The organism is Corynebacterium suedekumii (assembly GCF_030252185.1).
In the GTDB taxonomy this organism is placed as follows: Bacteria; Actinomycetota; Actinomycetes; order Mycobacteriales; family Mycobacteriaceae; genus Corynebacterium; species Corynebacterium suedekumii.
In genome coordinates this window covers 1,479,367-1,504,199 of record NZ_CP126970.1, presented here as the reverse complement: position 1 = coordinate 1,504,199, position 24,833 = coordinate 1,479,367, and the positions used below count along the sequence as shown (strand labels likewise).

Annotated in this window: 23 protein-coding genes, 1 rRNA gene and 1 riboswitch; of the genes, 12 read left to right on the top strand and 12 right to left on the bottom strand. The window is 68.7% G+C overall.

The window, feature by feature from the left end; genetic code table 11:
* Positions 1 to 6: 6 nt before the first annotated feature.
* Positions 7 to 372, bottom strand: a complete 366-nt coding sequence (locus QP029_RS07555; RefSeq protein ID WP_284873748.1) for a DUF485 domain-containing protein — start codon at positions 370 to 372, stop codon at positions 7 to 9.
* 341 nt (positions 373 to 713) lie between these two features.
* A complete protein-coding gene (locus QP029_RS07550) occupies positions 714 to 1,568 on the bottom strand; it encodes an aldo/keto reductase (RefSeq protein ID WP_284873747.1) in 855 nt (284 codons plus the stop codon).
* A 73-nt stretch (positions 1,569 to 1,641) separates the two neighbouring features.
* Here QP029_RS07550 and QP029_RS07545 point away from each other — a divergent pair, with 73 nt between their 5' ends.
* On the top strand, positions 1,642 to 2,829 hold the full coding sequence (locus QP029_RS07545) for an NAD(P)-dependent malic enzyme (RefSeq protein WP_284873746.1): 1,188 nt from the start codon (positions 1,642 to 1,644) through the stop codon (positions 2,827 to 2,829).
* On the opposite strand, the gene QP029_RS07540 is transcribed toward QP029_RS07545, so the two are convergent.
* Positions 2,826 to 3,185: an FKBP-type peptidyl-prolyl cis-trans isomerase gene (locus QP029_RS07540; RefSeq protein ID WP_284873745.1), complete on the bottom strand. Its 360-nt coding sequence runs from the start codon at positions 3,183 to 3,185 to the stop codon at positions 2,826 to 2,828. The genes QP029_RS07545 and QP029_RS07540 overlap by 4 nt on opposite strands.
* Before the next feature lie 101 nt (positions 3,186 to 3,286).
* The gene (locus QP029_RS07535; RefSeq protein WP_284873744.1) at positions 3,287 to 4,579 is read right to left on the bottom strand and encodes a citrate synthase; all 1,293 of its coding nucleotides are present in this window, start codon (positions 4,577 to 4,579) and stop codon (positions 3,287 to 3,289) included.
* 491 nt (positions 4,580 to 5,070) lie between these two features.
* Between QP029_RS07535 and serC the strand changes: the two genes are divergently transcribed.
* The 3 genes from serC to QP029_RS07520 all read left to right on the top strand — a co-directional run bounded on the left by serC (position 5,071) and on the right by QP029_RS07520 (position 8,119).
* A complete protein-coding gene (gene serC / locus QP029_RS07530; protein WP_284873743.1) occupies positions 5,071 to 6,201 on the top strand; it encodes a phosphoserine transaminase in 1,131 nt (376 codons plus the stop codon).
* A gap of 101 nt (positions 6,202 to 6,302) precedes the next feature.
* Entirely contained in the window at positions 6,303 to 7,250 is a 948-nt protein-coding gene (sepH, locus tag QP029_RS07525; RefSeq protein ID WP_284873742.1) for a septation protein SepH, read from the top strand.
* Positions 7,251 to 7,261: 11 nt separating this feature from the next.
* On the top strand, positions 7,262 to 8,119 hold the full coding sequence (locus QP029_RS07520) for a DUF6928 family protein (RefSeq protein WP_284873741.1): 858 nt from the start codon (positions 7,262 to 7,264) through the stop codon (positions 8,117 to 8,119).
* A gap of 6 nt (positions 8,120 to 8,125) precedes the next feature.
* On the opposite strand, the gene QP029_RS07515 is transcribed toward QP029_RS07520, so the two are convergent.
* Both QP029_RS07515 and QP029_RS07510 read right to left on the bottom strand, forming a co-directional pair.
* Complete coding sequence (locus QP029_RS07515) at positions 8,126 to 8,938, bottom strand: TrmH family RNA methyltransferase (protein WP_284873740.1); 813 nt, start codon at positions 8,936 to 8,938, stop codon at positions 8,126 to 8,128.
* 8 nt (positions 8,939 to 8,946) lie between these two features.
* Entirely contained in the window at positions 8,947 to 10,410 is a 1,464-nt protein-coding gene (locus QP029_RS07510) for an NCS2 family permease (RefSeq protein ID WP_284873739.1), read from the bottom strand.
* Between the two features lie 123 nt (positions 10,411 to 10,533).
* Between QP029_RS07510 and QP029_RS07505 the strand changes: the two genes are divergently transcribed.
* Entirely contained in the window at positions 10,534 to 11,238 is a 705-nt protein-coding gene (locus QP029_RS07505; RefSeq protein WP_284873738.1) for an aminotransferase class IV, read from the top strand.
* Between the two features lie 26 nt (positions 11,239 to 11,264).
* On the opposite strand, the gene QP029_RS07500 is transcribed toward QP029_RS07505, so the two are convergent.
* A complete protein-coding gene (locus QP029_RS07500; protein WP_432418661.1) occupies positions 11,265 to 11,966 on the bottom strand; it encodes a DUF3027 domain-containing protein in 702 nt (233 codons plus the stop codon).
* 29 nt (positions 11,967 to 11,995) lie between these two features.
* Between QP029_RS07500 and QP029_RS07495 the strand changes: the two genes are divergently transcribed.
* Positions 11,996 to 12,802: a glutaminyl-peptide cyclotransferase gene (locus tag QP029_RS07495; RefSeq protein WP_284873736.1), complete on the top strand. Its 807-nt coding sequence runs from the start codon at positions 11,996 to 11,998 to the stop codon at positions 12,800 to 12,802.
* Between the two features lie 11 nt (positions 12,803 to 12,813).
* Positions 12,814 to 13,344, top strand: coding sequence for a DUF2771 domain-containing protein (locus tag QP029_RS07490; protein ID WP_284873735.1), 531 nt, complete (start codon positions 12,814 to 12,816; stop codon positions 13,342 to 13,344).
* 10 nt (positions 13,345 to 13,354) lie between these two features.
* Here the strand turns inward: QP029_RS07490 and QP029_RS07485 are convergent, their stop codons facing one another.
* Positions 13,355 to 13,738: a cold-shock protein gene (locus tag QP029_RS07485; protein WP_284876187.1), complete on the bottom strand. Its 384-nt coding sequence runs from the start codon at positions 13,736 to 13,738 to the stop codon at positions 13,355 to 13,357.
* 345 nt (positions 13,739 to 14,083) lie between these two features.
* A riboswitch (cyclic di-AMP (ydaO/yuaA leader) is annotated at positions 14,084 to 14,258 on the top strand.
* Between the two features lie 14 nt (positions 14,259 to 14,272).
* Between QP029_RS07485 and QP029_RS07480 the strand changes: the two genes are divergently transcribed.
* Positions 14,273 to 14,893, top strand: coding sequence for a resuscitation-promoting factor Rpf1 domain-containing protein (locus QP029_RS07480; RefSeq protein ID WP_284873734.1), 621 nt, complete (start codon positions 14,273 to 14,275; stop codon positions 14,891 to 14,893).
* Positions 14,894 to 15,052: 159 nt separating this feature from the next.
* Here QP029_RS07480 and QP029_RS07475 read toward each other — a convergent pair whose 3' ends face one another.
* Complete coding sequence (locus tag QP029_RS07475) at positions 15,053 to 15,244, bottom strand: hypothetical protein (protein ID WP_284873733.1); 192 nt, start codon at positions 15,242 to 15,244, stop codon at positions 15,053 to 15,055.
* Between the two features lie 65 nt (positions 15,245 to 15,309).
* Between QP029_RS07475 and QP029_RS07470 the strand changes: the two genes are divergently transcribed.
* The 4 genes from QP029_RS07470 to QP029_RS07455 all read left to right on the top strand — a co-directional run bounded on the left by QP029_RS07470 (position 15,310) and on the right by QP029_RS07455 (position 21,147).
* On the top strand, positions 15,310 to 17,535 hold the full coding sequence (locus QP029_RS07470) for a helicase-associated domain-containing protein (RefSeq protein ID WP_284873732.1): 2,226 nt from the start codon (positions 15,310 to 15,312) through the stop codon (positions 17,533 to 17,535).
* A gap of 146 nt (positions 17,536 to 17,681) precedes the next feature.
* Positions 17,682 to 19,331: a DNA repair helicase XPB gene (locus tag QP029_RS07465; RefSeq protein ID WP_284873731.1), complete on the top strand. Its 1,650-nt coding sequence runs from the start codon at positions 17,682 to 17,684 to the stop codon at positions 19,329 to 19,331.
* 11 nt (positions 19,332 to 19,342) lie between these two features.
* Entirely contained in the window at positions 19,343 to 19,990 is a 648-nt protein-coding gene (locus tag QP029_RS07460; RefSeq protein ID WP_284873730.1) for a DUF3239 domain-containing protein, read from the top strand.
* A gap of 53 nt (positions 19,991 to 20,043) precedes the next feature.
* Positions 20,044 to 21,147: a pyridoxal phosphate-dependent aminotransferase gene (locus QP029_RS07455; RefSeq protein ID WP_284876186.1), complete on the top strand. Its 1,104-nt coding sequence runs from the start codon at positions 20,044 to 20,046 to the stop codon at positions 21,145 to 21,147.
* Here the strand turns inward: QP029_RS07455 and QP029_RS07450 are convergent.
* The 3 genes from QP029_RS07450 to rrf form a co-directional block, all read right to left on the bottom strand.
* A complete protein-coding gene (locus QP029_RS07450) occupies positions 21,137 to 23,668 on the bottom strand; it encodes an ABC transporter permease (protein ID WP_284873729.1) in 2,532 nt (843 codons plus the stop codon). The genes QP029_RS07455 and QP029_RS07450 overlap by 11 nt on opposite strands.
* The gene (locus tag QP029_RS07445) at positions 23,665 to 24,435 is read right to left on the bottom strand and encodes an ABC transporter ATP-binding protein (protein ID WP_284873728.1); all 771 of its coding nucleotides are present in this window, start codon (positions 24,433 to 24,435) and stop codon (positions 23,665 to 23,667) included. The genes QP029_RS07450 and QP029_RS07445 overlap by 4 nt, the downstream gene beginning before the upstream one ends.
* Before the next feature lie 162 nt (positions 24,436 to 24,597).
* Positions 24,598 to 24,715 (bottom strand): 5S ribosomal RNA (rrf, locus tag QP029_RS07440).
* Between the last annotated feature and the right edge of the window lie 118 nt (positions 24,716 to 24,833).

The window sequence follows — 24,833 nt, the reverse complement described above, 5'->3', positions numbered from 1 at the left end:
GTTGGACTAACCCTCCATTGCTTCGCGGATGGCGGCCGCCTGCGGCTCGATGTTCTTGTTGGCGTAGATCACGTAGATCCAGGTGATCGCGAACGTGGTGACGAACTGCAGGAGTCCGAAGATGATGCCGATGTTGAAGCCGCCGCCGACCTCGGTGGCCATCCAGTCCGGGGCGAAGGTGGCCACGAGGACGTAGACGGCGAACCAGAGGAAGAACGCCACAGACATCGGGAAGGTGAAGGAACGGTAGGTCTTGCGGAGTTTCTCGAACTGCGGGCTCGCCTGCATGTCGATGAACTCCTGGGAGGTCGGCTCGCGCCGGCCGTCCGCACGGACAACTGGAGTTGCGCTCACTTTTGATCTCTCTTTCATTTGGCCCCGGTTGCCCGAGGGTGGAACCACTGGTGCCCCGACCTTCGGGCCTCATACCCGAAACAGATGGATACACCACGTGCTGCAAACTGAAGTTACCTGGCTCACATTGCAACGTTGAAGTGAACGATCAATCTTTCCTCGACCCCCGCCACTTTCCACCCCCACAACCCGCCCCGACCTGCAGTTAAATTGGTATGACCTCCACCCCCACACCGGACACATGGTCGCCATGCCAAGATTGCAAACCGCACCTTAACAAACTGCACATTCTTCGCAACTATTGCCAACGGCCCCGGCCCCGGGTGACAACAACTGCTAACACCCGGGAAACCCGCAGGTCAGGCCGGGAAAGTCCGGGGATCGTCGAAGACCCGGCCGAATCCCTGCTGATGATCAAGCTCCGTGATCGCGTCCATTTGTGCGGGAGTGAGGGTGAAGGACGCGGCCTCGATGTTCTGTGCGAGGCGACGCGAATCCCCCGACTTCGGGATCACCGAGCACCCCAGCTGCATCGCCCACCGCAGCGCCACCTGGGCGGTGGACTTGCCCACCTCCCGGGCCACCTCGTCGATCACCGGATTCATGAGCACGATCCCGCGCCCCAGCGGCGACCACGCCTCCGTGCGGATCTCCAGCTCCTCATGCAGAGTCCGCAGCGGGGCCTGGGAGAATCCGGGGTGCAGCTCCACCTGGTTGAGCGCCGGAACGGTACCGGTCTTCTCCACCACCTCGCGCAGGACCTCCTCGTAGAAGTTGGCCACGCCGATGGCCTGGACGATACCCAGCCCCTGCAGGCGGGCGACCGCCTCGAAGCTCTCCACGTACTTTCCCTGCGTCGGATCCGGCCAGTGCACCAGGTACAGGTCGATGTACTCCAGACCGAGCCGGTGCAGCGAGTCCTGGAAGGCGGCCGGGATCCGGTCGGCCCCCTGCTCGTCCTGCCAGGCCTTGGTGGTGATGAACAGCTCGTCGCGGGTGACGTCGCCTGCGGCGATCGCGTCACGGATGGCCTGTCCGATCGCCTCCTCGTTGCCGTAGGAGGAGGCGGTGTCGATGTGCCGGTACCCCAGTTCGATGGCCTCCCGCACGATGCGGACGGCGTCGTCGCCCCGCAGCTTCCAGGTTCCCAGACCGATCTGGGGCATCTCGGTTCCGTCGTTGAGGGTGATGGTGGGTACGGCAGCTGCAGTCATGGTCTCCATTGTGCCCTGATACACGCGGGCATGGAGGGTAGTTGCCGATCACACCCACCGTAGACTGGAAGCCATGACTGACCTGCGCAATCCTCACGTCCATCACATCACGGAGCTCTCCGACGACGAGATCTTCGCCGCCCATGAGGGAGGCAAGCTCACCATCCGCACGGCGCGGCCGTTGAAGACGCAGCGCGACCTGTCGATCTCCTACACCCCCGGTGTCGCGCGGGTGTGCACCGCGATCGCGGAGGACCCGTCCCTCGCCCACCGATTCACCGGCACCGGCCACACCGTGGCGATCATCTCCGACGGCACCGCGGTCCTCGGCCTCGGCGACATCGGCCCCCGGGCGGCCCTGCCCGTGATGGAGGGAAAGGCCCAGCTGTTCGACCGTTTCGCCGGCCTCAACGCCGTGCCCATCGTCCTCGACGAGACGGACACGGACCGCCTCGTCGACGTCATCACCGCCCTGGCCCCGTCCTTCGGCGCCATCAACCTGGAGGACATCTCCGCGCCGCGCTGCTTCGAGGTGGAACGTCGGCTGGCCGATGCCCTGGACATGCCGGTCATGCACGATGACCAGCACGGCACCGCGGTGGTCATCACCGCGGCGCTGCGCAACGCGTGCCGCCTGCTGGGCCGGGAGATCACGGATCTGAGGGTGGTCATCTCCGGTGCGGGTGCGGCCGGGGTGGCGTGCGCACGGATGCTTCTCGACGCCGCCGTCACCGACGTCGTCCTCCTCGACTCCCGCGGCGTCATCCACGCCGGGCGCGACCACCTCAACGAGGAGAAGGCGGCCCTGGCGGAGATGACCAACCCGCGGGGCGTCAGCGGTGGTGTCGACGAGGCGCTGGCGGGGGCCGACGTGTTCATCGGCCTGTCCCGCGGGCATGTCCCGGAGGAGGCACTGCGTGGGATGGCGGCGGCGCCGATCCTGTTCTCCCTGGCCAACCCCGACCCGGAGATCGATCCGGAACTCGCGTACCGCTACGGGGCCGTGGTGGCCACGGGGCGGTCGGATCTGCCGAATCAGATCAACAACGTGCTCGCGTTCCCCGGGATCTTCCACGGGGCGCTCGCGGCGGGCGCCACCCGCATCACCCCGGAGATGAAGCTGGCGGCGTCGCGGGCCATCGCGCAGGTGGCGGAGGAGCAGCTCGACGTCGAGCACATCGTCCCCTCGCCCCTGGATGCCCGCGTGGCCCCTGCCGTGAGCAAGGCAGTGGCCGCGGCGTGGATGGAGCGGGAGGGTTAACCCGCGGCCAGCAGGTCGATGACGAAGACGAGCGTGCGGCCGGACAGGGGGTGTCCGCCGCCGGCGGGGCCGTAGGCCAGCTCCGGCGGGATGGTCAGCTGGCGACGGCCGCCGACCTTCATGCCGGGGATACCCTCCTGCCAGCCGGCGATGAGGCCGTTGAGCGGGAACTCGATGGCCTCGCCGCGGTCCCAGGAGGAGTCGAACTCCTGGCCGGACTCGAAGTCGACTCCGACGTAGTGGACCTTGACCAGCCCGCCGGGCTGGGCTTCGTCGCCGTCACCGACGATGAGGTCTTCGGCCACCAGGGTCTCCGGTGCGGGGCCGGTCTGGGCGTCGATCTGAGGCTTCTCCATGAGGAATGTCTCCTTAAGCTTGAAAAAACGAGCCGGGCACAACGCCCACCATTATATGGTGACGGCGTCGTGCCCGGGGTGTCGGCGTATGCCCGTGTTACCTAGCGCTCCTCGCGCGGGGTGACGGTACGCAGGTTCTGTCCGGTGTAGATCTGGCGCGGACGGTTGATCTTGGTGGTGGTCGCCAGCTGCTCGCGGTAGTGGGCGATCCAGCCCGGCAGACGGCCGATGGCGAACAGGACGGTGAAGAAGTCCGTCGGGAAGCCCATGGCGCGGTAGATCAGGCCGGTGTAGAAGTCGACGTTCGGGTACAGCTTGCGGGAGATGAAGTACTCGTCGTTGAGGGCGATCTCCTCGAGCTTCATGGCCAGGTCGAGCAGGTGGTCGCCACCGAGGTGCTCGAGGATCTCGTGCGCGGTCTCCTTGACGATGGCCGCACGCGGATCGTAGTTGCGGTAGACGCGGTGTCCGAAGCCCATGAGGCGGACACCCTTCTCCTTGTTCTTCACGCGGTTCATGAAGTCGGTCGCGTCGCCGCCGTTGGCGTCGATCTCCTCGAGCATCTCGAGGACGGCCTGGTTGGCACCGCCGTGCAGCGGGCCGGAGAGGGCGTTGATGCCGCCGGCGATGGAGACGAACATGTTCGCCTGGGCGGAGCCGATCATGCGGACGGTGGAGGTGGAGCAGTTCTGCTCGTGGTCGGCGTGGAGGATGAGCAGCTTGTCCAGGGCCTTGACCATGATCGGGTCGACCTCGTACGGCTCGGTCGGGTAGCCGAACATCATGCGCAGGAAGTTCTCACGCGCGTTGAGGGAGTTGTCCGGGTACATGTACGGGGCACCCTTGGAGGCGCGGTAGGCGTAGGCCGCCAGCATCGGCACCTTGGCCATGAGGCGGACGGTGGCCTTGTCCAGGTGCTCCTCGTTCATCGGGTCGAGCTGGTCCTGGTAGTAGGTCGACAGGATGTTGACCGAGGAGGCCAGGACGGACATCGGGTGGGCGTTGCGCGGGAACACGTTGAACTGGGACTTGAAGTCCTCGTCCAGGAGGGTGTGGTGACGGATGTCGTTGTTGAACTTGTGCAGCTCCTCGACGGTCGGCAGCTCACCGTTGATCAGGAGGTAGGACACCTCGTTGAAGGTGGCGTTCTCGGCCAGGTCGGCGATGTCGTAGCCACGGTGGCGCAGGACGCCGTTCTCACCGTCGATGTAGGTGATCTCGGACTCGCAGGAGCCGGTGGAGACGTAGCCCGGGTCGTAGGTCACCAGGCCGGTGTCCGCGAGCATCTTGCCGAGGACGACACCGTCATTGCCCTCGGTGGCCTTGATGATGTCCAGTTCGTACTCGCCGCCCGGGTAGTGGAGTACGGCCTTGTCATTGTTGTCAGTAGCCACTGTGTACCTTTCAAACTTCAGTTGTCGACCTTGCAGCGGCCGATGAGGACCGGATGTGAGAAGTGACGCCCACCGTAGTCCCAACATGACGGTGAGTCATGTTTCAGCTTAGGTGACGCTTTCACGTGGAGTCTGCCGCTTTCCCACCCCGGATTCTCCACGAGGTTGCGAAGAACGGAACGGATCGGCCGCATGTGTGCGGTTGTGGTTCCACCACAGGGCATTTCAGCTGCTCTCATAGAAACCGTCGTGCACTGCAAGAGGTGGATCACGGCACAGTTTAGCAAATGATGTGATGGGGGCAACAATGACCACCGTCACAGGTCACACCCGCTCCCTTCACCCGTCTGTTGTGCCCGTCTCCCCCGTTGCGCACCCCCGCCACGTCCGCTCGCCCCAGATCCCGGGTTCGGGTTATCCGGTTGGGAGGTGCCGACTAGAGTTGTTCTCGTTTGAACTCCCCCCGCGAACATGAAAGGGACGCCACCGCCATGAGCGAGTTCCCCACCCTCCCCGCTGACCTCATCCCCTCCGACGGCCGTTTCGGCTGCGGCCCCTCCAAGGTCCGCCCCGAGCAGATCCAGGCCATCGTCGACGGCGCACAGGACATCATCGGCACCTCCCACCGCCAGCCGGCCGTGAAGAACGTCGTCGGTTCCGTGCGCGAGGGCCTGTCGGAGCTGTTCTCCCTACCCGAGGGCTACGAGATCATCCTGTCCCTGGGTGGGGCCACCGCCTTCTGGGATGCCGCGACCTTCGGCCTCATCGAGAAGAAGTCCGGACACCTGTCCTACGGCGAGTTCTCCTCCAAGTTCGCCAAGGCCGCCAAGCAGGCGCCGTGGCTGGATGAGCCGACCGTCATCGAGGCCCCGGCGGGCGACGCCCCAGCACCGCAGGCCATCGAGGGCGTCGACGTCATCGGCTGGGCCCACAACGAGACCTCCACCGGCGCCATGGTCCCGGTGGTCCGTCCCGAGGGGTCCGAGGGCTCGCTCGTCGTCATCGACGCCACCTCCGGTGCCGGCGGCCTGCCCGTCGACATCGCCGACACCGACGTCTACTACTTCTCCCCGCAGAAGTGCTTCGCCTCCGACGGTGGCCTGTGGCTGGCCGCGATGTCCCCGGAGGCGATGGAGCGCATCGCCAAGATCAAGGACTCGGGTCGTTTCATCCCGGCGTTCCTCGACCTGCAGACCGCGGTGGACAACTCCCTGAAGAACCAGACCTACAACACCCCGGCCGTGGGTACCCTGCTCATGCTGGACAACCAGGTGCAGTGGATGAACGCCAACGGCGGCCTCGACGGCATGGTCGCCCGCACCACCGCCTCCTCCGACGCCCTGTACTCCTGGGCTGAGGGCCGCGCGGAGACCACCCCGTACGTCACCGACCCGGCCAAGCGCTCCCTGGTCGTGGGCACCATCGACTTCGACGAGTCCGTCGACGCGGCCGTGCTGGCCAAGATCCTGCGCGCCAACGGCATCCTCGACGTCGAGCCCTACCGCAAGCTGGGCCGCAACCAGCTGCGCATCGGTATGTTCCCGGCGATCGATTCGGCGGACATCGTCACGCTGACCAAGGCGATCGACCACGTCCTCGACTCGGGTGCCGCCAAGGCGTAAACGCCCCGCACACCCCCGTCAACATGCGCCGGACCTGTCACGGTCCGGCGCATGTCTGCGTTAGGGTGGTTCCATCAGCCCGGCTGGCCCAAGGAGTACGTATGCGCGAGTTGTTCCTCGTCACTGAAGAGTCGACGACCACGTCACTGGTGCTGCGCACCGACGACGGTGAGCAGTTCTTCCTCGCCGTGGAGGGGCTTGACGACGCCGCACGGAACGCCTTCTCCCTCCCCGCCCGCGCCGAGGAGCCCCCGACCCCGGAGGAGCCCGCCACGGAGCCGGAGACAGCGCCGGAGACGGCGCCGGAGCCGGAACGCGAGCGTTCCCTGCCGACCCCGGATCCCCTGCTCACCGCTCCTCTGACCATGCGCCCGCGGGAGATCCAGGGCCGCATCCGGCAGGGTGCGTCCGTCGCGGACCTGGCCGGGGAGATGGGGGTCGCCGAGGCCCGGGTCGAGCCCTTCGCCCACCCGGTGCTGCTCGAGCGGGAGCGGATGGCGGAGCTGGCCAAGCAGTCCCACCCGGTCCGGGAGGACGGCCCGGCGCGACTGACCCTGTGGGAGGTCCTCGCCGCCGCATTCGCCGCCCGGGGGCACTCCGTCTCCGAGACCTCCTGGGACGCGTTCCGGGAGGCCGGCGGGTCGTGGATCGTGCGCGTGACCTGGACCGCGGGCCTGAGCGAGAACGTCGCCGAGTGGACGCTCAACCACCACGCGACCTCCAACTCCACCACTGAGGCGCGCAACCCGGTCGCCGCCGACCTCACGGACCCCGATTTCGTGCAGCCGGTGCGCACCCTCACCTCCGTCGGCCGGGGCAACCGGTACGAGGAGGACCGCGACCTCCACCACGACGATGACGACACCGCGGATCTCGGGATGCTCGGAGACTTCGACGGGGACGGGGAGGCCGAAGGGGATGAGTTCCTGCGCCATCCAGACCCGGAGGAGAAGCCGGCGCCGGCGAAGCGGCGTCGTAAAGCGGTGACGCCGCACTGGGAGGACGTCCTGCTGGGTGTGCGCACCAACACGAAGCGTCCGCGCGGGTAGGGGGCGGGTCGATGGAGTCCATCGTCACTCTCTGGTTCGTCAACGTGACCGATCCGGGGACGGTGCTCGAGGCTGAGCCGAAGGCCGACCGCGGCTTCGGGCGCAAATACCTGGCCCAGCTCAACCCGGCGTGGCCGATCACCCCGATCGGACAGTTCCCGCTCAACCGCTCCGCCCAGGCCTCCCCCGGCGAGTTCTACATCGCCGGTTTCCCCGGCATCACCGTCGTCCAGACGGTGCTCACGGAGACCCCCTCCCTGTCGGAGCTGAACCCCCGGCTGCTCGACTCGATCCCGGCGAAGGACATCTACGCGTTCGCGGTCAACCGGGACACCGGTTACGGCGGCATCGCCCACTGGCATGACGGCGTGCTCAAGCGGTCCCTGTGCGCCGAACGCACCCGCACCTACGAGGACGTCGGCCTGCCCATCCCCTTCGAGTCCCCGTTCTGGGCCGGCGAGCGGGCCGAGGCAGCCGGCGGCATCTCCCTGCCCTTCGAACCGGTGGACCTCGTCGACGAGGCTCAGCGTTCGTGGCTCGGGGTGGACATCTCCCCCGACGGCCCCGACATCCACGTCGTGGGCTACGCCGTCGACGGCCGCCCCGAGCCGAAGGTGGCCGAGGCACCCCGGCACCGGGCACAGCCCGGTCCCGACCGCACGGCGGAGCAGAGCCCGGCACCGGGTGACTCCGGTGACTATGACGACTACGAGGACCACAAGGCGGAGGAATCATCCTCCGACAGCCTCGCCCGGCTCGCGGACACGACCGGCACGGCGGCCCGCCAGCTGGGACGCGGAGTCGGTCACTGGTGGCAGCGGACCCGCACCTACGTCACCGAGAAACTGCGCCACAGCGACCGCGACTGACCGGCCCTACCGCAGGCTGCGTTCCCGCTCGTAGAAGGCGATCGCGGCCGAGGTGGCCAGGTTGAGCGAGTCCGTACCGGGCGCCATGGGGATGCGCGCCCGGACGTCGGTGGCGCGCATGGCGTGCTCGGTGAGGCCCGGCCCCTCCGCGCCGACGAGCAGGGCGACCTTCTCCCGGCCCGCCAGGGCGTCCGCGAGGTGCTCGGCCGCCGGATCAGGCGTCAGCGACACCAGGTGGAACCCGGCCTCCCGCAGCTGCTCCAACGAGCGCTGCCAGGTGGTGTAGCTGCCCTCCAGGTGAGCGAACGGGGTACGCAGGACATGGCCCATGGACACCCGGACGACGCGTCGGTAGAGCGGATCGGCGCAGCCGTTGCCGAAGAGGATGGCGTCCACGCCCATGCCGGCGGCGTTGCGGAACATCGAGCCGATGTTCTCGTGGTCGCCCACCCCCTCGAGGACGGCGACGGTCCGGGCGGTGGTGAGGATGTCGGCCAGCGGGGTCTCCGGGGCGCGGTGGGCGGCGGCGAGCAGGCCCCGGTGCAGGTCGAACCCGGCGACGGCGGCCAGGGTCTCGCGCGTGACCTCGTAGACGGGCACCCCGTCGGGGATCTCGTGTTCTTCGAGGAAGGCGTCGAGCTTCGCCGGGAATCCGACGACGCAGCGCACCGGGAACCGGGACTCCAGCAGGCGGCCGACGACGAGATTGCCCTCCGCGATGACCAGCCGCCGGTCGGCGGCGTCCGAGCGGTTGAGGTCGCGGACGTCGTCGAACCGGGGGTCGGTGGGGTCGTCGATCCGGATGCGGTGCTGGGTCATCGGGGTCCTCAGCCGATGGCGTTCATGATCGGGTCCATGCCGAAGAAGACCACGAACAGGGCGGAGACCAGCCACATGATCCAGTGGACGTCCTTCGCACGGCCGGCGGCGACGGCCATGACGGAGAAGGCGATGAAGCCGACACCGATGCCGTTGGCGATGGAGTAGGTGAAGGGCATGACCACGATGGTGAGGAACGCGGGCAGGGCGATGTGGAACTTGGACCAGTCGATGTCGGTGACCTGGGCGATCATCATGGCGCCGACGATGACCAGGACGGGGGCGGCGGCCTCGATGGGCACGACCTCGTAGAGCGGGGTGAGGAACATGGCCAGCAGGAACAGCAGGCCGGTGACGATGTTCGCCAGGCCCGTGCGGGCGCCGTCGGCGACACCGGCGGAGGAGTCGGCGTAGACGGTGGCCGAGGAGGAGGAGGTCGCGCCGCCGACGATGGCGCCAAAGCCCTCGACGACGAGGGCCTTCTTCATGTCGGGCAGGACGCCGTCCTCGTTGACCAGGTTGCCCTGCTTGCCCAGTGCGGTCATGGTGCCCATGGCGTCGAAGAAGTTGGCCAGGACGAGGGTGAACACGAGGAGCGAGGCGGCGAGCACGCCGATGCGGGTGAATGCGCCGACGATGTCGACGGCGCCGACGATGGACAGGTCCGGCAGGCCGCCGAAGCTCTCCGGGATGACCGGGACCGCCAGGGACCAGCCGCCGGGGTTGGGCTGGCCGTCCTCGAAGGAGGGGCCGGATCCGGTGAGGGCCTCGACGATCATGGCGATGACGGTGGTGGCGACGATGCCGATGAACAGGCCGCCGCGGACCCGGCGGACGACCATGGCGCCGCAGATGATCAGGCCCAGGACGAAGGTGACGGTGGGCCAGGAGGAGATGGAGCCGTCGATACCCAGGCCGACGGGGACGGTGGTGCCCGCGGCGTCGGGGATGCGGCGGACGAAGCCGGCGTCGACAAGCCCGATCATGGCGATGAACATGCCGATGCCGACGCCCATGGCGGCCTTCATCGACGGCGGGATGGCGCGGAAGACGGCGGTGCGGAAGCCGGAGACAGCGAGCAGCACGATGACGATGCCGTCGAGGACGACCAGGCCCATGGCCTCCGGCCAGGTCAGGCCCTCACTGGCGACGAGGGTGACGGCCACGAGGGTGTTGAGGCCCAGGCCGGCGGCGATGCCGAAGGGGTAGCGGGCGATGAGGCCGAAGGCGATGGTCATGACGCCGGCGGCGAGTGCCGTGGCGGCGGCGACCTGCGGGATGCCCAGGACGTTGCCGTCGACGTCGGGGGTGGTGCCGATGATGAGGGGGTTGAGGATGACGATGTAGGCCATCGCGAAGAAGGTGACCACACCCGCACGGATCTCGGATCCGACGGTGGAACCACGCTCCGAGATGTGGAAGTACCGGTCGAGGGCACTGCGGTTGGGCTGGTGTTGCACGCCTGTGGTCATATGTGGGCTCCCCTGTCCAGGATCCTTATGAGTGGAAGTTCGGCACCCAGATTCTCACCTCAGGTGCGTTTGCACAAAACTTCGCCTAGATTCATGGGCGACCCATCAAGGAGCCGCTGAACCGTGTACGCCGCCACGTTCCTCATGCGCGACGGTCGCGTCGCCAACCTGGACCGCCATCTCGCCCGCCTGCGCAAGGAGACCGCCTTCGACCCCGACGTCGTGGAGGAGGTCCGCGACAAGCTCCGCGCCGCGGGCGACGGGGTGTTCCGCCCGCACATCCAGGTCGTCGGCTCGAGCGTGGATGTGCAGCTGCACCCGACCGTCCTGCCCGCCGACGAGGTGGTGGTCAATGCCGAAGGTATCCGTGACCTGCGGCGACGCCCCACCGCGAAGGGCCCGGACTTTGGCTGGCAGGTCCGTGAGCTGCAGCGGATCCGGCAGGCCGGGGCCGATGCGGGCCTGCTTGTCGACGACCGCGGGTATGTCATCTCCGGCATCTTCTCCGCCGTCCTCTACTTCGACGCCGGCACCGCGCACATCTCCGCGCACCCCCGCGCCGCCTACTCCACCACCCTGGATTCGGTGCTGGAGATCCTCGACGAGGCCGGCGTCGACGTCGTCGAGCACCCCGACGGTTTCCCCATGACGCGGCTGCGTGGCCACGAGACCTGGCTGCTCAGCTCCCTCGAGGGTGTGCGCAAGATCACCGGCTGGCTGGAGTACGGCTCGGTCATGGGGCCCCGTGACACCCACGCCCCGCGCGGCGGTGCCCCCACCCACCGGGAGGTCAACGACCGGCTCTGGCAGCTCGCCGAGCGGGTGTGAGCCGGTGTGCGGCCCGGGGAGCCGGGTCAGAAGATCGGGCGCTCGTCGTCGTAGGCGTCCGGGCCGTCGATGTGGTCGTCGAGCGGGGTCCGGGAGTGCGCCCCGCAGCCGTAGGTGGCGTGGACGACGTGGCCGTCGGCCGAGTACTCGTTGACGCACACGCCGAAGTTGCGCCCGATGGGCTCGCCGACCTCCACGAAGAACGCGCAGGTACGGCAGTTCATGGTCGCCTTCTCCGCCATCTCACTGGTGGGGCCGTGATCACCGGTGCGCCAGCGCTGCCGGGCGTCATCGAGGCCGCGTTGGGAGAGCTCTCCGTCGACGAGGCGGTCGTCGTCGGGCAGCGGCGGCATGAGGTCGCCGGGACCGAGATCGCCCGGGCGGATCCGCTCGGCCCACGGCACCCACTCGGGCGCCTGCAGGGCCTCGCCGGTGGGGGCGGGCACGAGCGCCAGTTCGTTGACGGTGACATGCCGGGAGCCGGACGCGCAGGCGAGGACGGCGTTCCATTCCCAGCCGCTGTACCCGGGCACGTCGGCGGCGAAGCGGTGGGTGGCCACGTTGCGGCCGAGCCCCTGCACACCGATGTGCTCCCCCACCTCGCCGTCGCCGAGTTCCTCGAGGGCGACGCGCGCCAGGTCGACCGCGCGCGGGTCGAGCAGCGGACTGGCCTTCTCAGGCTGGCGGGAGGACTTCCGGCGACGATTCGAAGGGGACACGCCCCTCATTATGGGTCATCTGGGGCAAGATGTCGGACATGAGCCGCCGTATCCTCTCCTGTGTCCTCGCCCTGTCCTCCGCCACCGTCTCCTCCTGCGGTGGCTCCCCCGCCGTGGACACCCCCGCTGACGCCCTTTCAGACACCCCGGTGGAGCAGTTGACGGTGGAGATCGTCGAGTCCCACCCCTTCAACGACACCAGCTTCACGCAGGGCCTGGAGATGGAGGAGGACGGCACCCTCCTCGTGGGAACCGGTTGGACGGGCGAGTCCCGCATCTACCGCAGCACCCTCGACGGGCGGGAGCTGACGTCCCAGGATCTGGAACCGCACTTCTTCGGGGAGGGAATCACCCGGCACGGTGACACGGTGTGGCAGTTGACGTGGCAGGCGGGCCTGGCCATCGAGCGCGACGCGGAGTCCCTGGCGGAGGTCAGCCGCGTCTCCTATCCCGGCGAGGGGTGGGGTCTGTGTTCCTTCGACGATGAACTGATCATGTCGGACGGCACCGCCGAGCTGCGTCGCCTCGACCCGGACACCTTCGAGGAACGCTCCCGGTTCACCGTCACCCGCGAGGGGGAGCCGGTCGCCGGTCTCAACGAGCTCGAGTGCGTCGACGGTGAGATCTACGCCAACGTGTTCCTCACCACCGACATCCTGCGTATCGACGCCGCCACCGGCGACGTCACCGCCGTCATCGACGCCTCCTCCCTCCCGAACCGAGCCACCGACGACCCGAACCACGTCCTCAACGGCATCGCCGCGGTGCCCGGGACGGACCGGTTCCTCCTGTCCGGCAAGCGTTGGCCCGACCTTTACGAGGTCGAGCTCGTGGCCGCCCAGTAGGATCTGGGGTCATGGCCACCCGTAGACAGGCAAGGCAGAAGTCGCTGCTCCAGATCCTCGCGCTCGTCATCGCGGTGGTGATCGTCGTCGTGGCGGCGGTGCTGGTGCAGAACTGGTGGAACGACCGGCCGGGGCCGGATCCCCGCGAGGTGGCCCTGACCGGCAGCGTCGGCGGGGAGTCGGTCAAGGTCTCCCCCTACCTGGTGTGCGAACCCGGTGAGGAGTGCCCCGAGGGGGAGGTCCCCAACCTCCCGGTCGGTGAGGACGACACCCTCGTCCTCGAGCTGCCGGAGTCGGTGGCGGACCACGACTGGCAGCTGCTCATGATCTACGACGATCCGGCCGCCAACGACCAGCAGCTGCACGGCCCCAACGACACCGACCGGGTGGAGATCCCCGGCTCCGTCGACCCCGTCGGCGAATCCACCGAGCGCCCCCGGCTCCAGGTCGTGGAGGTCTCCTCGGTGATGATCGGTGACAACGACGCCGGTGAGGAGACCCCCTTCGCCACCGTGTGGTCGCTGAGCACCCTGGAACAGTAGCCCCGCCGGGTCAGGCGTCGAGCTCCTTGGCCACGGCGCGGAGAATCTCCGCCACCTGGCGACCGACCTTGCGGTCCGGGTACCGGCCTGCGGCCAGGCCCGGCTGGACCTGCGACTCCAGCAGAGTGAGCAGGTCGGAGATCATGCTGTTGAGTTCCTCCGGCTTGTGGCGGTGGGTGGGCCGACGGCGCGGGGTCTCCAGGACCTTGACGCGCAGGGCCTGCGGGCCGCGGCGACCGGCGGCGAAATCGAACTCGATGCGCTGCCCGGCGACCAGCTCGTCCACGCCCTCGGGCAGGACCTGCTTGCCCACGTACACGTCCTCGTCACCGGGGTTGGAGACGAAGCCGAAACCCTTGTCGGCGTCGTACCACTTCACCTTGCCAATGGGCACGATGCTCACCACTTTCCTACTCATTTTCGTGAACGCCCGATTATACCCGTCAGCCCCCTCCGACATAACCGGCCGCGCATCCCCGCGTCACCGTCACCCGACCGCGACTATGGCATGAATCACATTAGGTACCCCTTGCCCACTGACCTGCGACGATCGCACCCCATTTCCGACACCAACCGCAGCAGGCGAAAGATTTCGACCCCAATTCGTGAGTCCAGCGTGACTTAACCGTTATAAACCGTTACTGTGGCCCGCAGGCACAGCGACGGTCTGACATTCCACCTCCGACGCCGAACCCTGTCCAGGGCGGTGGAAGACCACGCGAACAGTGCACCACCACACGTGAATATCCCACTGGACAGGGGCGGGGAAACCACCGCGGGCCAGCCAGGTCCGCACCGGTCGACAGTTCGGTCACGAACCGTCGCCCTCGGGGTGAAGCCGCAGACGCGGCCGGGCACAGTGATCCTCCGCCCGAACCCGACAGCTCACCTCGCAGGCGTCTCACACCGAGAGGAACACTTCATCACCATGGCACGCCACTCCCGCAAGACCGTCTCCACCGCGACCAAGTTCGCCGCCACCACCGCCGCGTTCGGCGCCGCCGCAGCCCTGCTGTCCCCGGCCGCCGCTGCCGCCCCGGATTCCGACTGGGACCGTCTCGCACAGTGTGAGTCCGGCGGCAACTGGCAGATCAACACCGGCAACGGTTACCACGGTGGCCTGCAGTTCTCCCCCTCCACCTGGCGCGCCTACGGTGGCGGCGAGTTCGCCCCCTACGCCTACCAGGCCACCCGTGAGCAGCAGATCGCCGTCGCCGAGCGCACCCTCGCCGGCCAGGGCTGGGGCGCATGGCCCTCCTGCTCCGCCCGTCTGGGCCTGAACTCCGCCCCGACCCCGCGCAACGTCACCTCTGCCCCGGCCCCGGTCCAGCAGATCGTCGCCCAGGCCGAGTCCCAGGCCGCCGCCACCGGCACCTCCTCCGACGCCCTCGCCGTCGATGCCCTCTACGCCCTGGTCAAGGACACCTTCGCCCAGTACGGCCTCGCCGTCCCGGCCGAGGTCGAGTCCTACTACCAGGCCAACCGCCACGACTTCAACGCCTTCTACGGCGCCAACCGTCAGGTCATCGACCCGGTCCTCGGCCTCTAAGAAGCCGCCCGTCGTCCGCCCCCGCGATCACGCGGGGGCGTTTCGCGTCTCCGGGCCGGACCGCCCTGATTCGGGCATGACTGATCCCCGCTCCACCACCTCCCGAAACGAGGCGACGGAGCGGGGATCAGTGGTCAGCCGACCACGGCGCCCGCGGTGCTACTTGTTGAAACGGGTGTACGGGTGCACGTAGCTGAGCTGCTCGGCCGGGACCGGCAGCACCGTGTCATCGCCGAAGGGGCTGGACGCACCAGCCAGGTAGGAGGTCATTTCGGTCACCACGTGGCCGTCGCCCGGGATGTGCTTCGGCCATGCCGGGTCGACGAAGCCCTTCTTCTCTACGTTTGCCATGTGCTCCATTGTTGCAAACCCGGGGCCGAAAAGTAACTTGAACTGGCGTTAAAATCGGTCACACCATGACAGTCACCCCCGAACGTCCCGATTTCCGCACCTGGCTGGCCGCCCGCAGCGACGCGGAACTGTCGGAACTGCTTCGGCTGCGCCCGGACGTCGTCCTGCCGCTACCCCCGGGGATCACCCCGCTGGCGGCCCGCCTCGAGCTGCGGGCCTCGGTCGGCCGCGCCCTGCGCACCCTCACGGCACTGGAACTGGCCACCGTCGAGGCTGCCGCGGAGCTGGGGGCGGAACTGGAACCGGTCACCGCCACCGACATCATCAACGAGACCGTCGCCCGCGCCGGCGATCCCTCACCTGAGCAGGTGGAGGACGCGCTCGGACGGCTGGCCACCCTGGCGGTGATCTACGGGGACCCGGGCGGGCTGCTGCTCACCAGGGAGGCGATGCCCTCACTGCCGCAGGACTGGCAGCTGCTCGACGCCGACGCCACGACGCCGGCCGTCGGGCTGATCGACACCCTCCCCGCCCCACAGCGGGCGATCTTGGATACCCTGCTCGCCTCCGGCGGGGTGGGGCGCACGAGACACGCGGGCGCCGACGCCGACCCGTCCCACCCGATTCCGCAGTTGATCTCCGCGGGACTGCTGCTCCGGGTGGACTCGGGCACCGTCCGTCTCCCCCGCCCCGTCCGAGCCGCACTCCGCGGTGAGGAGGTCACCCGCCGCCCACTCATCCCCTCCGACCGGGTGAGCGGGCGGACCTCAGCGGCCCCGGCGGCCCAGGACCGGGCCGACCAGATCGGCGCCGGCGCCGGCCTCGAAGTGGCCCGGCACCTGCGCCAGCTCATTGACCTGCTGGGTGCCGGGCCCGTCGACCTGCTCAAGGAGGGTGGCGTCGGTGTGCGGGCGGTGACCACCCTCGCCCGCACCCTCGGGGTCGCCGAGGACGAGATGGAGCGCCTCGTCAGTCTCGGCACGGCGGCTGGACTGCTCACCCGCGACGGCGAGATTCTCGCCCCGACCCGTGCGGCCGACGACTGGCTCGACGCTGACCTGGCCACCCGCTGGCTCCGCCTCATCCAGGGCTGGGTCGACTCTCCGTGGGCGAGCTGGCTCGTCGGCGGGAAGGACGACAAGGGTCAGCCCATCCGCCTGCTGTCCGACCCCACCCGGCGCGATCACCTGCCCGGGCACCGCCGGATGATCCTCGAACAGTTCACCCGCCCCGCAGCCGGCGTGGGCCTCTCGGATGATCACCTCCGCGACGACTTCTTCTTCACCCACCCCATCGCCAGCACCCTGCTGCCCGACCGGACCGTGACCGCCATCGTCGACGAGGCCCGGTGGGTCGGGGCGGTCGCCGGCGGAACCGCCACCTCCCTGGTGCGTGCCGTCCTGGATCCGGAGGCCGACCCCGCCGCCGTCGCCGCCGACGTCACCCCGGGCACGGTGGAACGGGTGATCCCGCAGGCCGACATGACCATCCTCGCCCCGGGGCCGCTGCCGCGGGAACTGCAGACCGAGCTGGACCTGCTGGGCGACCTGGAGTCCGCGGGCCTGGCCAGTGTCTACCGGGTCACGGACGCCTCGATACGACGCGCTCTCGACGCCGGGCGCACCGCCGGCGAACTGCGGGACTGGCTCACGGACCATTCGCTGGGCGAGGTCCCGCAGTCCATCACCTACCTCATCGATGACGTCGCCCGCCGCCACGGCACCCTGCGAGGCGGACCGGCGATGAGCTACCTGCGGTGCGACGACCCGGGCCTGCTCGCCGAGGCCGCCCGGACTCCCGCCGCCGAGGAGGTCGCGCTGCAGGTCATCGCCCCCACCGTGGCGATCGCTCAGGCGCCGCTGGTCCGGGTCATCGAGGCCCTGCGGGAGGCCGGGTTCCAGCCGGTGGCGGAGGATGCCAGCGGCGCGGCCCTGGACATCCGGCCGGCGCCGGTGCGCCTGCCGGATCCCGACCGGCCCAGCCAGCGCGAGAAGGCCGGGAAGACACTGCCGGAGAGCCGGATCCAGGCGGCCGTCACCGCCATCCGGACCGCCGAGTCCTCGGGCGGACGGGCCGACTCGGATTCCTCTCAGACGTTGTCCATTCTGCAGGCGGCGGCGAGGAGTGGACGGACGGTGACGCTCGGGTTCGTCGACAAGCAGGGCCGGGCCGTGCACCGGGTGGTGACGCCGCTGACGGTGACCGGCGGGCAGGTCGACGCGCTCGACGAGGTCAGCGGGAAGGTGCAGCGATTCATGCTGCACCGGATCACCGAGGTTCTGCTGGGATAGTGCCCGGTCAATGCCGGGACATCAGCTCCAGCGTCTGACACCGGAGCCGACACTGAGGCGATTCGCGCCCGGTGTCAGACGTCGCTGCTGATTCCCGCCACGGCCGGATGCGCGGGACGACGCGGTGATGGTCAATAATGTCGGGCATGGCTTTCGGAGATGGACCCCTGATCGTGCAGTCGGACAAGACGGTGCTGCTGGAGATCGACCATGCCCTGGCCGATGAGGCCCGCGCCGCGCTGGCCCCGTTCGCGGAGCTGGAGCGCGCCCCGGAGCATGTGCACACCTACCGCATCACCCCGCTCGCGTTGTGGAACGCACGCGCTGCGGGGCATGACGCGGAGCAGGTGGTGGATGTCCTGGAGCGGTACTCCCGTTTCCCGGTGCCCCAGCCGCTGCTCATCGACGTCGCCGACACCATGTCCCGCTACGGCCGGGTCACCCTGCACAAGCACCCCGCCCACGGCCTCGTGCTGGAGTCGGCGGAACCGGCGATCCTCGCCGAACTGGAGCGGCACCGGAAGATCAGGCCCATGCTGGGCGCGCGGATCGACGACGAGACCATCGCCGTCCACCCTTCCGAGCGGGGCCGGCTCAAGCAGGAGCTGCTCAAGGTCGGCTGGCCGGCGGAGGATCTGGCCGGCTACGTCGACGGTGAGGCCCACCCCATCGCCCTGTCCACCGCCACCGAGCCGTGGGAGCTGCGGGACTACCAGCGTTATGCCGCGGACTCCTTCTGGGAGGGCGGTTCCGGGGTGGTGGTCCTGCCGTGTGGCGCGGGCAAGACGATGGTGGGGGCGGCGTCGATGGCGCGCGCCCAGGCGACCACGCTCATCCTGGTGACCAACACCGTCGCCGGCCGTCAGTGGCGCGATGAGCTGCTGCGCCGGACCACGCTGACGGAGGAGGAGATCGGTGAGTACTCGGGGGAGCGCAAGGAGATCCGCCCGGTGACCATCGCGACGTATCAGGTGGTCACCCGGAAGACGAAGGGTGAGTACCGGGCCCTGGAGCTCTTCGACTCCCGGGACTGGGGGCTGATCATCTACGACGAGGTCCATCTCCTGCCCGCCCCGGTGTTCCGGATGACCTCGGACCTGCAGTCCCGTCGGCGCCTCGGGCTGACGGCCACGCTCGTGCGGGAGGACGGCCGCGAGGGTGACGTGTTCTCCCTCATCGGGCCGAAGCGGTATGACGCCCCGTGGAAGGACATCGAGGCCCAGGGGTTCATCGCCTCCGCCGAGTGCGTCGAGGTCCGCACGACGATGAGCGAGTCCGAGCGCATGACCTACGCCACCGCGGAGACCGCGGACCGCTACCGCCTGGCGGCGAGCGCGAGCGGGAAGCTGCGGGTCGTCGAGAAGCTCCTGGCGAAGCATGCGGGACAGCCGACGCTGATCATCGGCGCCTACATCGACCAGCTGGAGGAGCTCTCGGCGCGTTTCGACGCCCCCGTCATCGAGGGCCGCACCGCCACGAAGCGTCGGCAGGAGCTGTTCGACGCCTTCCGCACCGGCGAGATCTCGGTGCTCGTCGTGAGCAAGGTGGCCAACTTCTCCATCGACCTGCCCGAGGCGGCCGTCGCGATCCAGGTCTCCGGCACCTTCGGTTCCCGGCAGGAGGAGGCGCAGCGGCTCGGCAGGCTGCTGCGGCCCAAGGCCGACGGCGGCCAGGCCCACTTCTACTCGGTGGTCTCCCGCGACACCCTCGACTCCGAGTACGCCGCCCACCGGCAGCGATTCCTCGCGGAGCAGGGCTACGCCTACCGGATCATCGACGCCGACGACCTGGATTAGACTGGTCTGCCATGAAGGTATTCAGGTTCGAGGTCGATGAGGCGTTCGCCAAGCAGAACAACGAGATGCTCAAGGACACCCGCCGGCTGCAGTGGTCGGCGTTCCTCTTCGCCCTCGTCCTGTTCGCCGCCGCGGCGGCCGTGTACTTCTGGTTCGGTGCCGGGCAGGCGTGGGGGCTGATCGTCGGCATCATCCTGCTCACCTTCGCCCTGGTGTCCGTCATCCTCGGCATGGTCATCCCGAAGAAGGTGGGCACCGCCCAGCAGCTCTACGACACCTATCCCCTGGCCCCGGCCGTGATCGTGGAGACCAACCCGCGCGACTTCGTCATCATGGCGCTGGTCAACACCAACGTCGACGCCTCCCTCCCGCCCCGCTGGGGTGCCGCCCTGCGCACCGTCACCCGGATCAACGGCATCAAGGAGCCGAAGCTGGGCACCCGCCTGCCCGTCGCCGCCGTCCAGGGCCGCCGTTCCATCGGCGACCAGGAACACTGGGACGAGATCTCCCCCATGCCGATCGCGTGGGGCACCCCGGACTCCTCGGTGGTGGAGGTGGCCCGCAAGGCCATCCCGGACGACCAGTGGAACCGTCTGGAGAAGGCCCGCAAGCGCCTCAACGACGTCAAGGCCACCGACCACCACCTGCTGGTCCTGTGAGCGGCCGGGAGGTGTCCCGGCTCCGGGACTTCGGGGAGACCGTCTTCGCCACGATGACCGCCCGGGCCATCGAGTTCGACGCCGTCAACCTCGGCCAGGGATTCCCGGACACGGACGGCCCCGAGCGGATGCTCGAGATCGCGGGCGAGCAGATCCGGGGCGGGAACAACCAGTACGGGCCCGGTCGGGGCCTGCCGGAGCTGCGGGAGGCGGTCGCCGCCCAGCGAGCCCGCGACTACGACGTCACCTACGATCCGGCGTCCGAGGTGCTCATCACCGTCGGCGCCACCGAGGCGATCTCCGCGACGGTCCTCGGCCTGGTCGAACCGGGGTCCGAGGTCATCGTCCTCGAGCCCTACTACGACGCCTACGCCGCCGCCATCGCCCTGGCCGGCGCGACACGGGTCCCGGTACCGCTCGTGGCCGACGGCGACACGTGGACCGTCGACGTCGACGCCGTGCGCGCGGCCGTCACCTCGCGGACCGCGATGATCATCATCAACTCCCCGCACAACCCCACCGGCGCCGTGTTCGGCCGGGAGGTGCTGGCCCGGCTGGCGGCGCTGTGCGTGGAACGCGATCTGCTCGTCCTGTCCGACGAGGTCTACGAGAATCTGCGTTTCGACGTCCCTCACACCGCCGTCGCCGCCCTGCCCGGCATGCGGGAACGCACCGTCACCGTCTCCTCCGCCGCGAAATCCTTCAACGTCACCGGCTGGAAGACGGGGTGGGCGCTGGCCCCCGCCCCGCTTCTCGACGCCGTGCTCAAGGCCAAGCAGTTCATGTCCTACGTCGGCGTCACCCCGGTCCAGCCCGCCATCGCCCACGCTTTGGTCCACGAGTCCGCGTGGCTGGCGGACATGGTCGCGGGTCTGGCGACCAACCGAGACCTGCTCGGCGCCGCCCTCCGGGACGCCGGCTTCGGGGTCCACGCCACCGCCGGCACCTACTTCACCGTCGCCGACATCGCCCCGCTGGGCTACACCGACGGCGTCGAGTTCTGCCTCGACCTGCCGGAGAAGGCCGGGGTCGCCGCCATCCCCGTCCAGGTCTTCTGCGACGATCCCGGCCCCTGGCTAACGAAGGTCCGCTTCGCCTTCTGCAAGACCCCGGCCACCCTCGCCGAGGCCGCCCGCCGGCTGACCACTATCCGATAGCCGCCAGCGGCGAGGTCCGGGCCGCCTGCCGGGCCGGCCAGATCGCCGCGAGCGCTCCGACGAACACCGCCGCCACCGCGACCAGCCCGATCTGGTCCCAGGGGACGGCCCAGCGGTCGAGCCCCTGGTCGGCGAGCACCCGGACGAAGCACCAGCCCAGCCACGCACCGACGACGATGCCGGTGGCCGCGCCGAGTACCGCGATGTAGATGGACTCCAGGGACACCATCCGGCGGATCTGGGACCGCTGCATCCCGACGGCGCGGAGCATGCCGAACTCGTGCCGGCGCTCGATGATCGACAGCGCAAGGGTGTTGATGATGCCCAGCACAGCGATGACCACCGACAGCGCCAGCAGCGCGTAGACCACGGCCATGAGCTGGTTGACCTGCTGCGCACCGACCATGCGGAACTCCGACGTGTCCATCACCTGCAGCACCCCGTAGGGCGCGACCGTGTCGACGACCCGCTGGTGCACCTCCGCGTCGTCCGCCCCCTCGGCGAAACTGACGTAGAGGGTCTGCAGGAACCAGGAACTGCGGTCCGGGATGAGCTCGGCTGCGGTGGTCTCACTGACCAGGACCGTCGAGTAGGAGGTCGTCTCCTCCCAGATCACCACCACCGGTGCCGTGGTGGACCCGCCGTGGGCCGGGGCCTCGACGGTCGTGGTGTCGCCGATCTCCAGGCCCAGTCGCTCGGCGGTGGGCCTGTCGACGCCGACGCCCGGGCGGGAGGCGGCACCGTCGAAGGTGCCCGCGACGACGTCGATGGCCATGGCCAGACTCGGGTCCGCGGTGAGCACCGCGGACACCGGGTACTGCCCGTCGGTGCTGGACGCCTCCCCGTTGACGGTCAGCGGCAGCCACACGTGCGGCATGGCGGAGGCCACGCCGTCGACGGAGGTGATCTCGTCGACGGCCTGCCACGGCACCCCCTGATTGGAGACCACGGCACCGGAGACGATCGTGTCCGCACGCAGCTCCTCGTCGATGACGCCGAAAATGGACTCCTTCATCGACTCCCCGAGGATGCCCACCGCCGCGACGAGGGCGACACCGAGGGTGAGTGCGAAAGCCGTGGCGGCCGTCCGCCGGGGGTTCCGGGAGAGATTGGTGCCAGCGAGCAACGGGACCACCCCGGGCACGGGAGGACGGATACTGAACATCGCCCTCGCCGCCCACGCAGAGACCAGCAGGACACCGAGAATGATGCCCAGGGCGCCGACCCCGGCGAGCACCGCCCGGTCGCCTGTCTCCCACGAGTCCAGGGCGGCCGCGGCCACAGTGGCGATGATGCCCGTGAGGACGAGCACGGATCCGACAACGGTCCGGGCCCTCAGCGGCGGTGCGGACGCCTGCTCCCCCATCCGCATCGCCTGCACCGGATGCACCCGGCCGGCCCGCCTGGCGGGTGCCCAGGCGCTGCCCGCGGTGACCACGACGCCGATACCGATCGGGACGAGCACGCTGGCGGTGGTGAACCCCAGGCCCGCGTCCGGGAAGCCGAACCCGGCCATCTCCATGCCCGCGACGATGCCCCGCACCAGCCCGACGCCGACGAGAATGCCCACCGCGGAGCCGATGGCACCGAGCAGGATCGCCTCCGCCAGCACCGAACCCGAGAGCTGCCGCCGGGACATGCCCAGGGCCCGCAGCAGCGCGAACTCCTTCGTCCGCTGCGCGACGATCATGGAGAAGGTGTTGGAGATGATGAACGTGCCCACGAGCAGGGCGATGAGACCGAAGGCCAGGAGAATGTAAGTGAGGAAGGACAACGCCTGGCTGATCTCCTCGGACTCCTCCGCCGCCGCGTCGGCGGCGGTACTGATGTCCATACCGGGATGCGCGGATCGCAGCGAATCGACGGGGACAGAACCCCGGATGGCCAGGCGTCCGGCGCTCTCCCCGTCGGTGAAGTCGGCGCGGAAGGTCTCCGTCGGGATGAGCACGCCCGCCCAGCCGCCGGCCGCCACCCCCTCGGAACCGAGGCCGACGATCTCCAGGTCCGTCCGCTTCTCCGAGTCGATGACGGTGATCGTCTCCCCCACCTCGATGCCCGCCGTCTCCGCGGCGCTGACATTGATCATGGCCTCACCCGCAGCGGTGGGGATCCGCCCCGCCTCCGGTGTCATCACCGGGATGACCGACTCCTCCTCCGGGGTGTGCGGCATGAGCCAGGACCCCGCGCCGCCGGTCTGGAGGGGCTTGTCGTCGGGGCCGATGATGATCACCGGGACGGTGTCGAGGACCTCGACCCGGGAGACGTCGTCACGCGCCTCGATCGCCTCCGCGAGGTCGAGGGTGACGGGGAACTCGGGTGTGGAGTTGACGACGATGTCCGCGCCCTCGTAGTTCGCCGCGGTGATGTCGTCGAAGGCCTTCGACAGCGAGGCGGTGAGGATGAAGGCACCGGACACGAAGCTCGTGCCCAGCACGACAGCCAGGATGGTGAACACGAGACGGAGTTTGTGTGCACCGAGGCTGCGCAGGGAGAGCTTCCGGAGGATGCCGAGCGAGTTCATCGCACATCCACCTTCTCGAAGGAGGCCATCACGGCCAGGATGGACTCGGCGGTGGGATTGCGCAGCTCCTCGACGAGGAGGCCGTCGGCGAGGAAGATCACCCGGTCCGCGTAGGCTGCGGCCCCGGGATCATGGGTGACGATGACGACCGTCTGCCCCAGGTCATCCACCGCAGACCGCAGGATCGACATGACCTCCGCCGAGGAGTTGGAATCGAGGTTACCGGTCGGTTCATCCCCGAAGATGATGGCCGGCCGGCCGACGATGGCACGCGCACAGGCGACGCGCTGCTGCTGCCCACCCGACAGCTCCGCCGGCCGATGGGAGAGCCGATCCCCCAATCCGAACCTGCCGACGACGTCGGCGAACCAGCCCGGGTCAGTGTCCTTCCCGGCGATACGCGCCGGCAGGGTGATGTTCTCCTCGGCGGTCAGTGTGGGCACGAGGTTGAAGGACTGGAAGATGAAGCCGAGCCGGTCCCGGCGGAGCGCGGTGATTTCCCGGTCGTTGAGGGTGGACAGATCGGTGTCCCCGATGAACGCGGTCCCCGAGGTCGGGCCGTCCAGTCCCGCCATGCAGTGCATGAGGGTCGACTTGCCGGATCCGGACGGCCCCATGATCGCGGTGAACTCGCCGGTGATGAGCTCGACGCTCAACCCGGCCAGGGCGTGGACGGCGGTGTCCCCCGACCCGTATGTCCTCACCAGGTCAACGGCGCGGGCGGCGGGAATCGGGGGTTCGGGAGGGGGCTGAGGTGTGGAGGTCATGGTGCAAACTCGGTTCTGTGGATCCTGCGGACATGCGGACACCTTCAGTGTCTGCTTTCCATCACCAAAGGACCATCGGGAATCGCCCCTAATTGACCCTGAACCACCAATGGAGGGATCCCCTGGTTGGGGATCCCTCCATCGGAATTCTCTTAAGTTTTTGGTCGGCGGTAACTTACTCTCCCACACCCTCCCAGGTGCAGTACCATCAGCGCGAACAGGCTTAGCTTCCGGGTTCGGAAAGGGACCGGGCGTTTCCCTGCCGCTATCAACCACCGACACACACACAGGACACACAAAGTATCCGGTGACACGTGTGTCGTGTCAGACACTGCATAGTGGACGCGAACCACACCATCACTGGTGCGATCAAATAATTTGTTTTGTTACAAACGCAA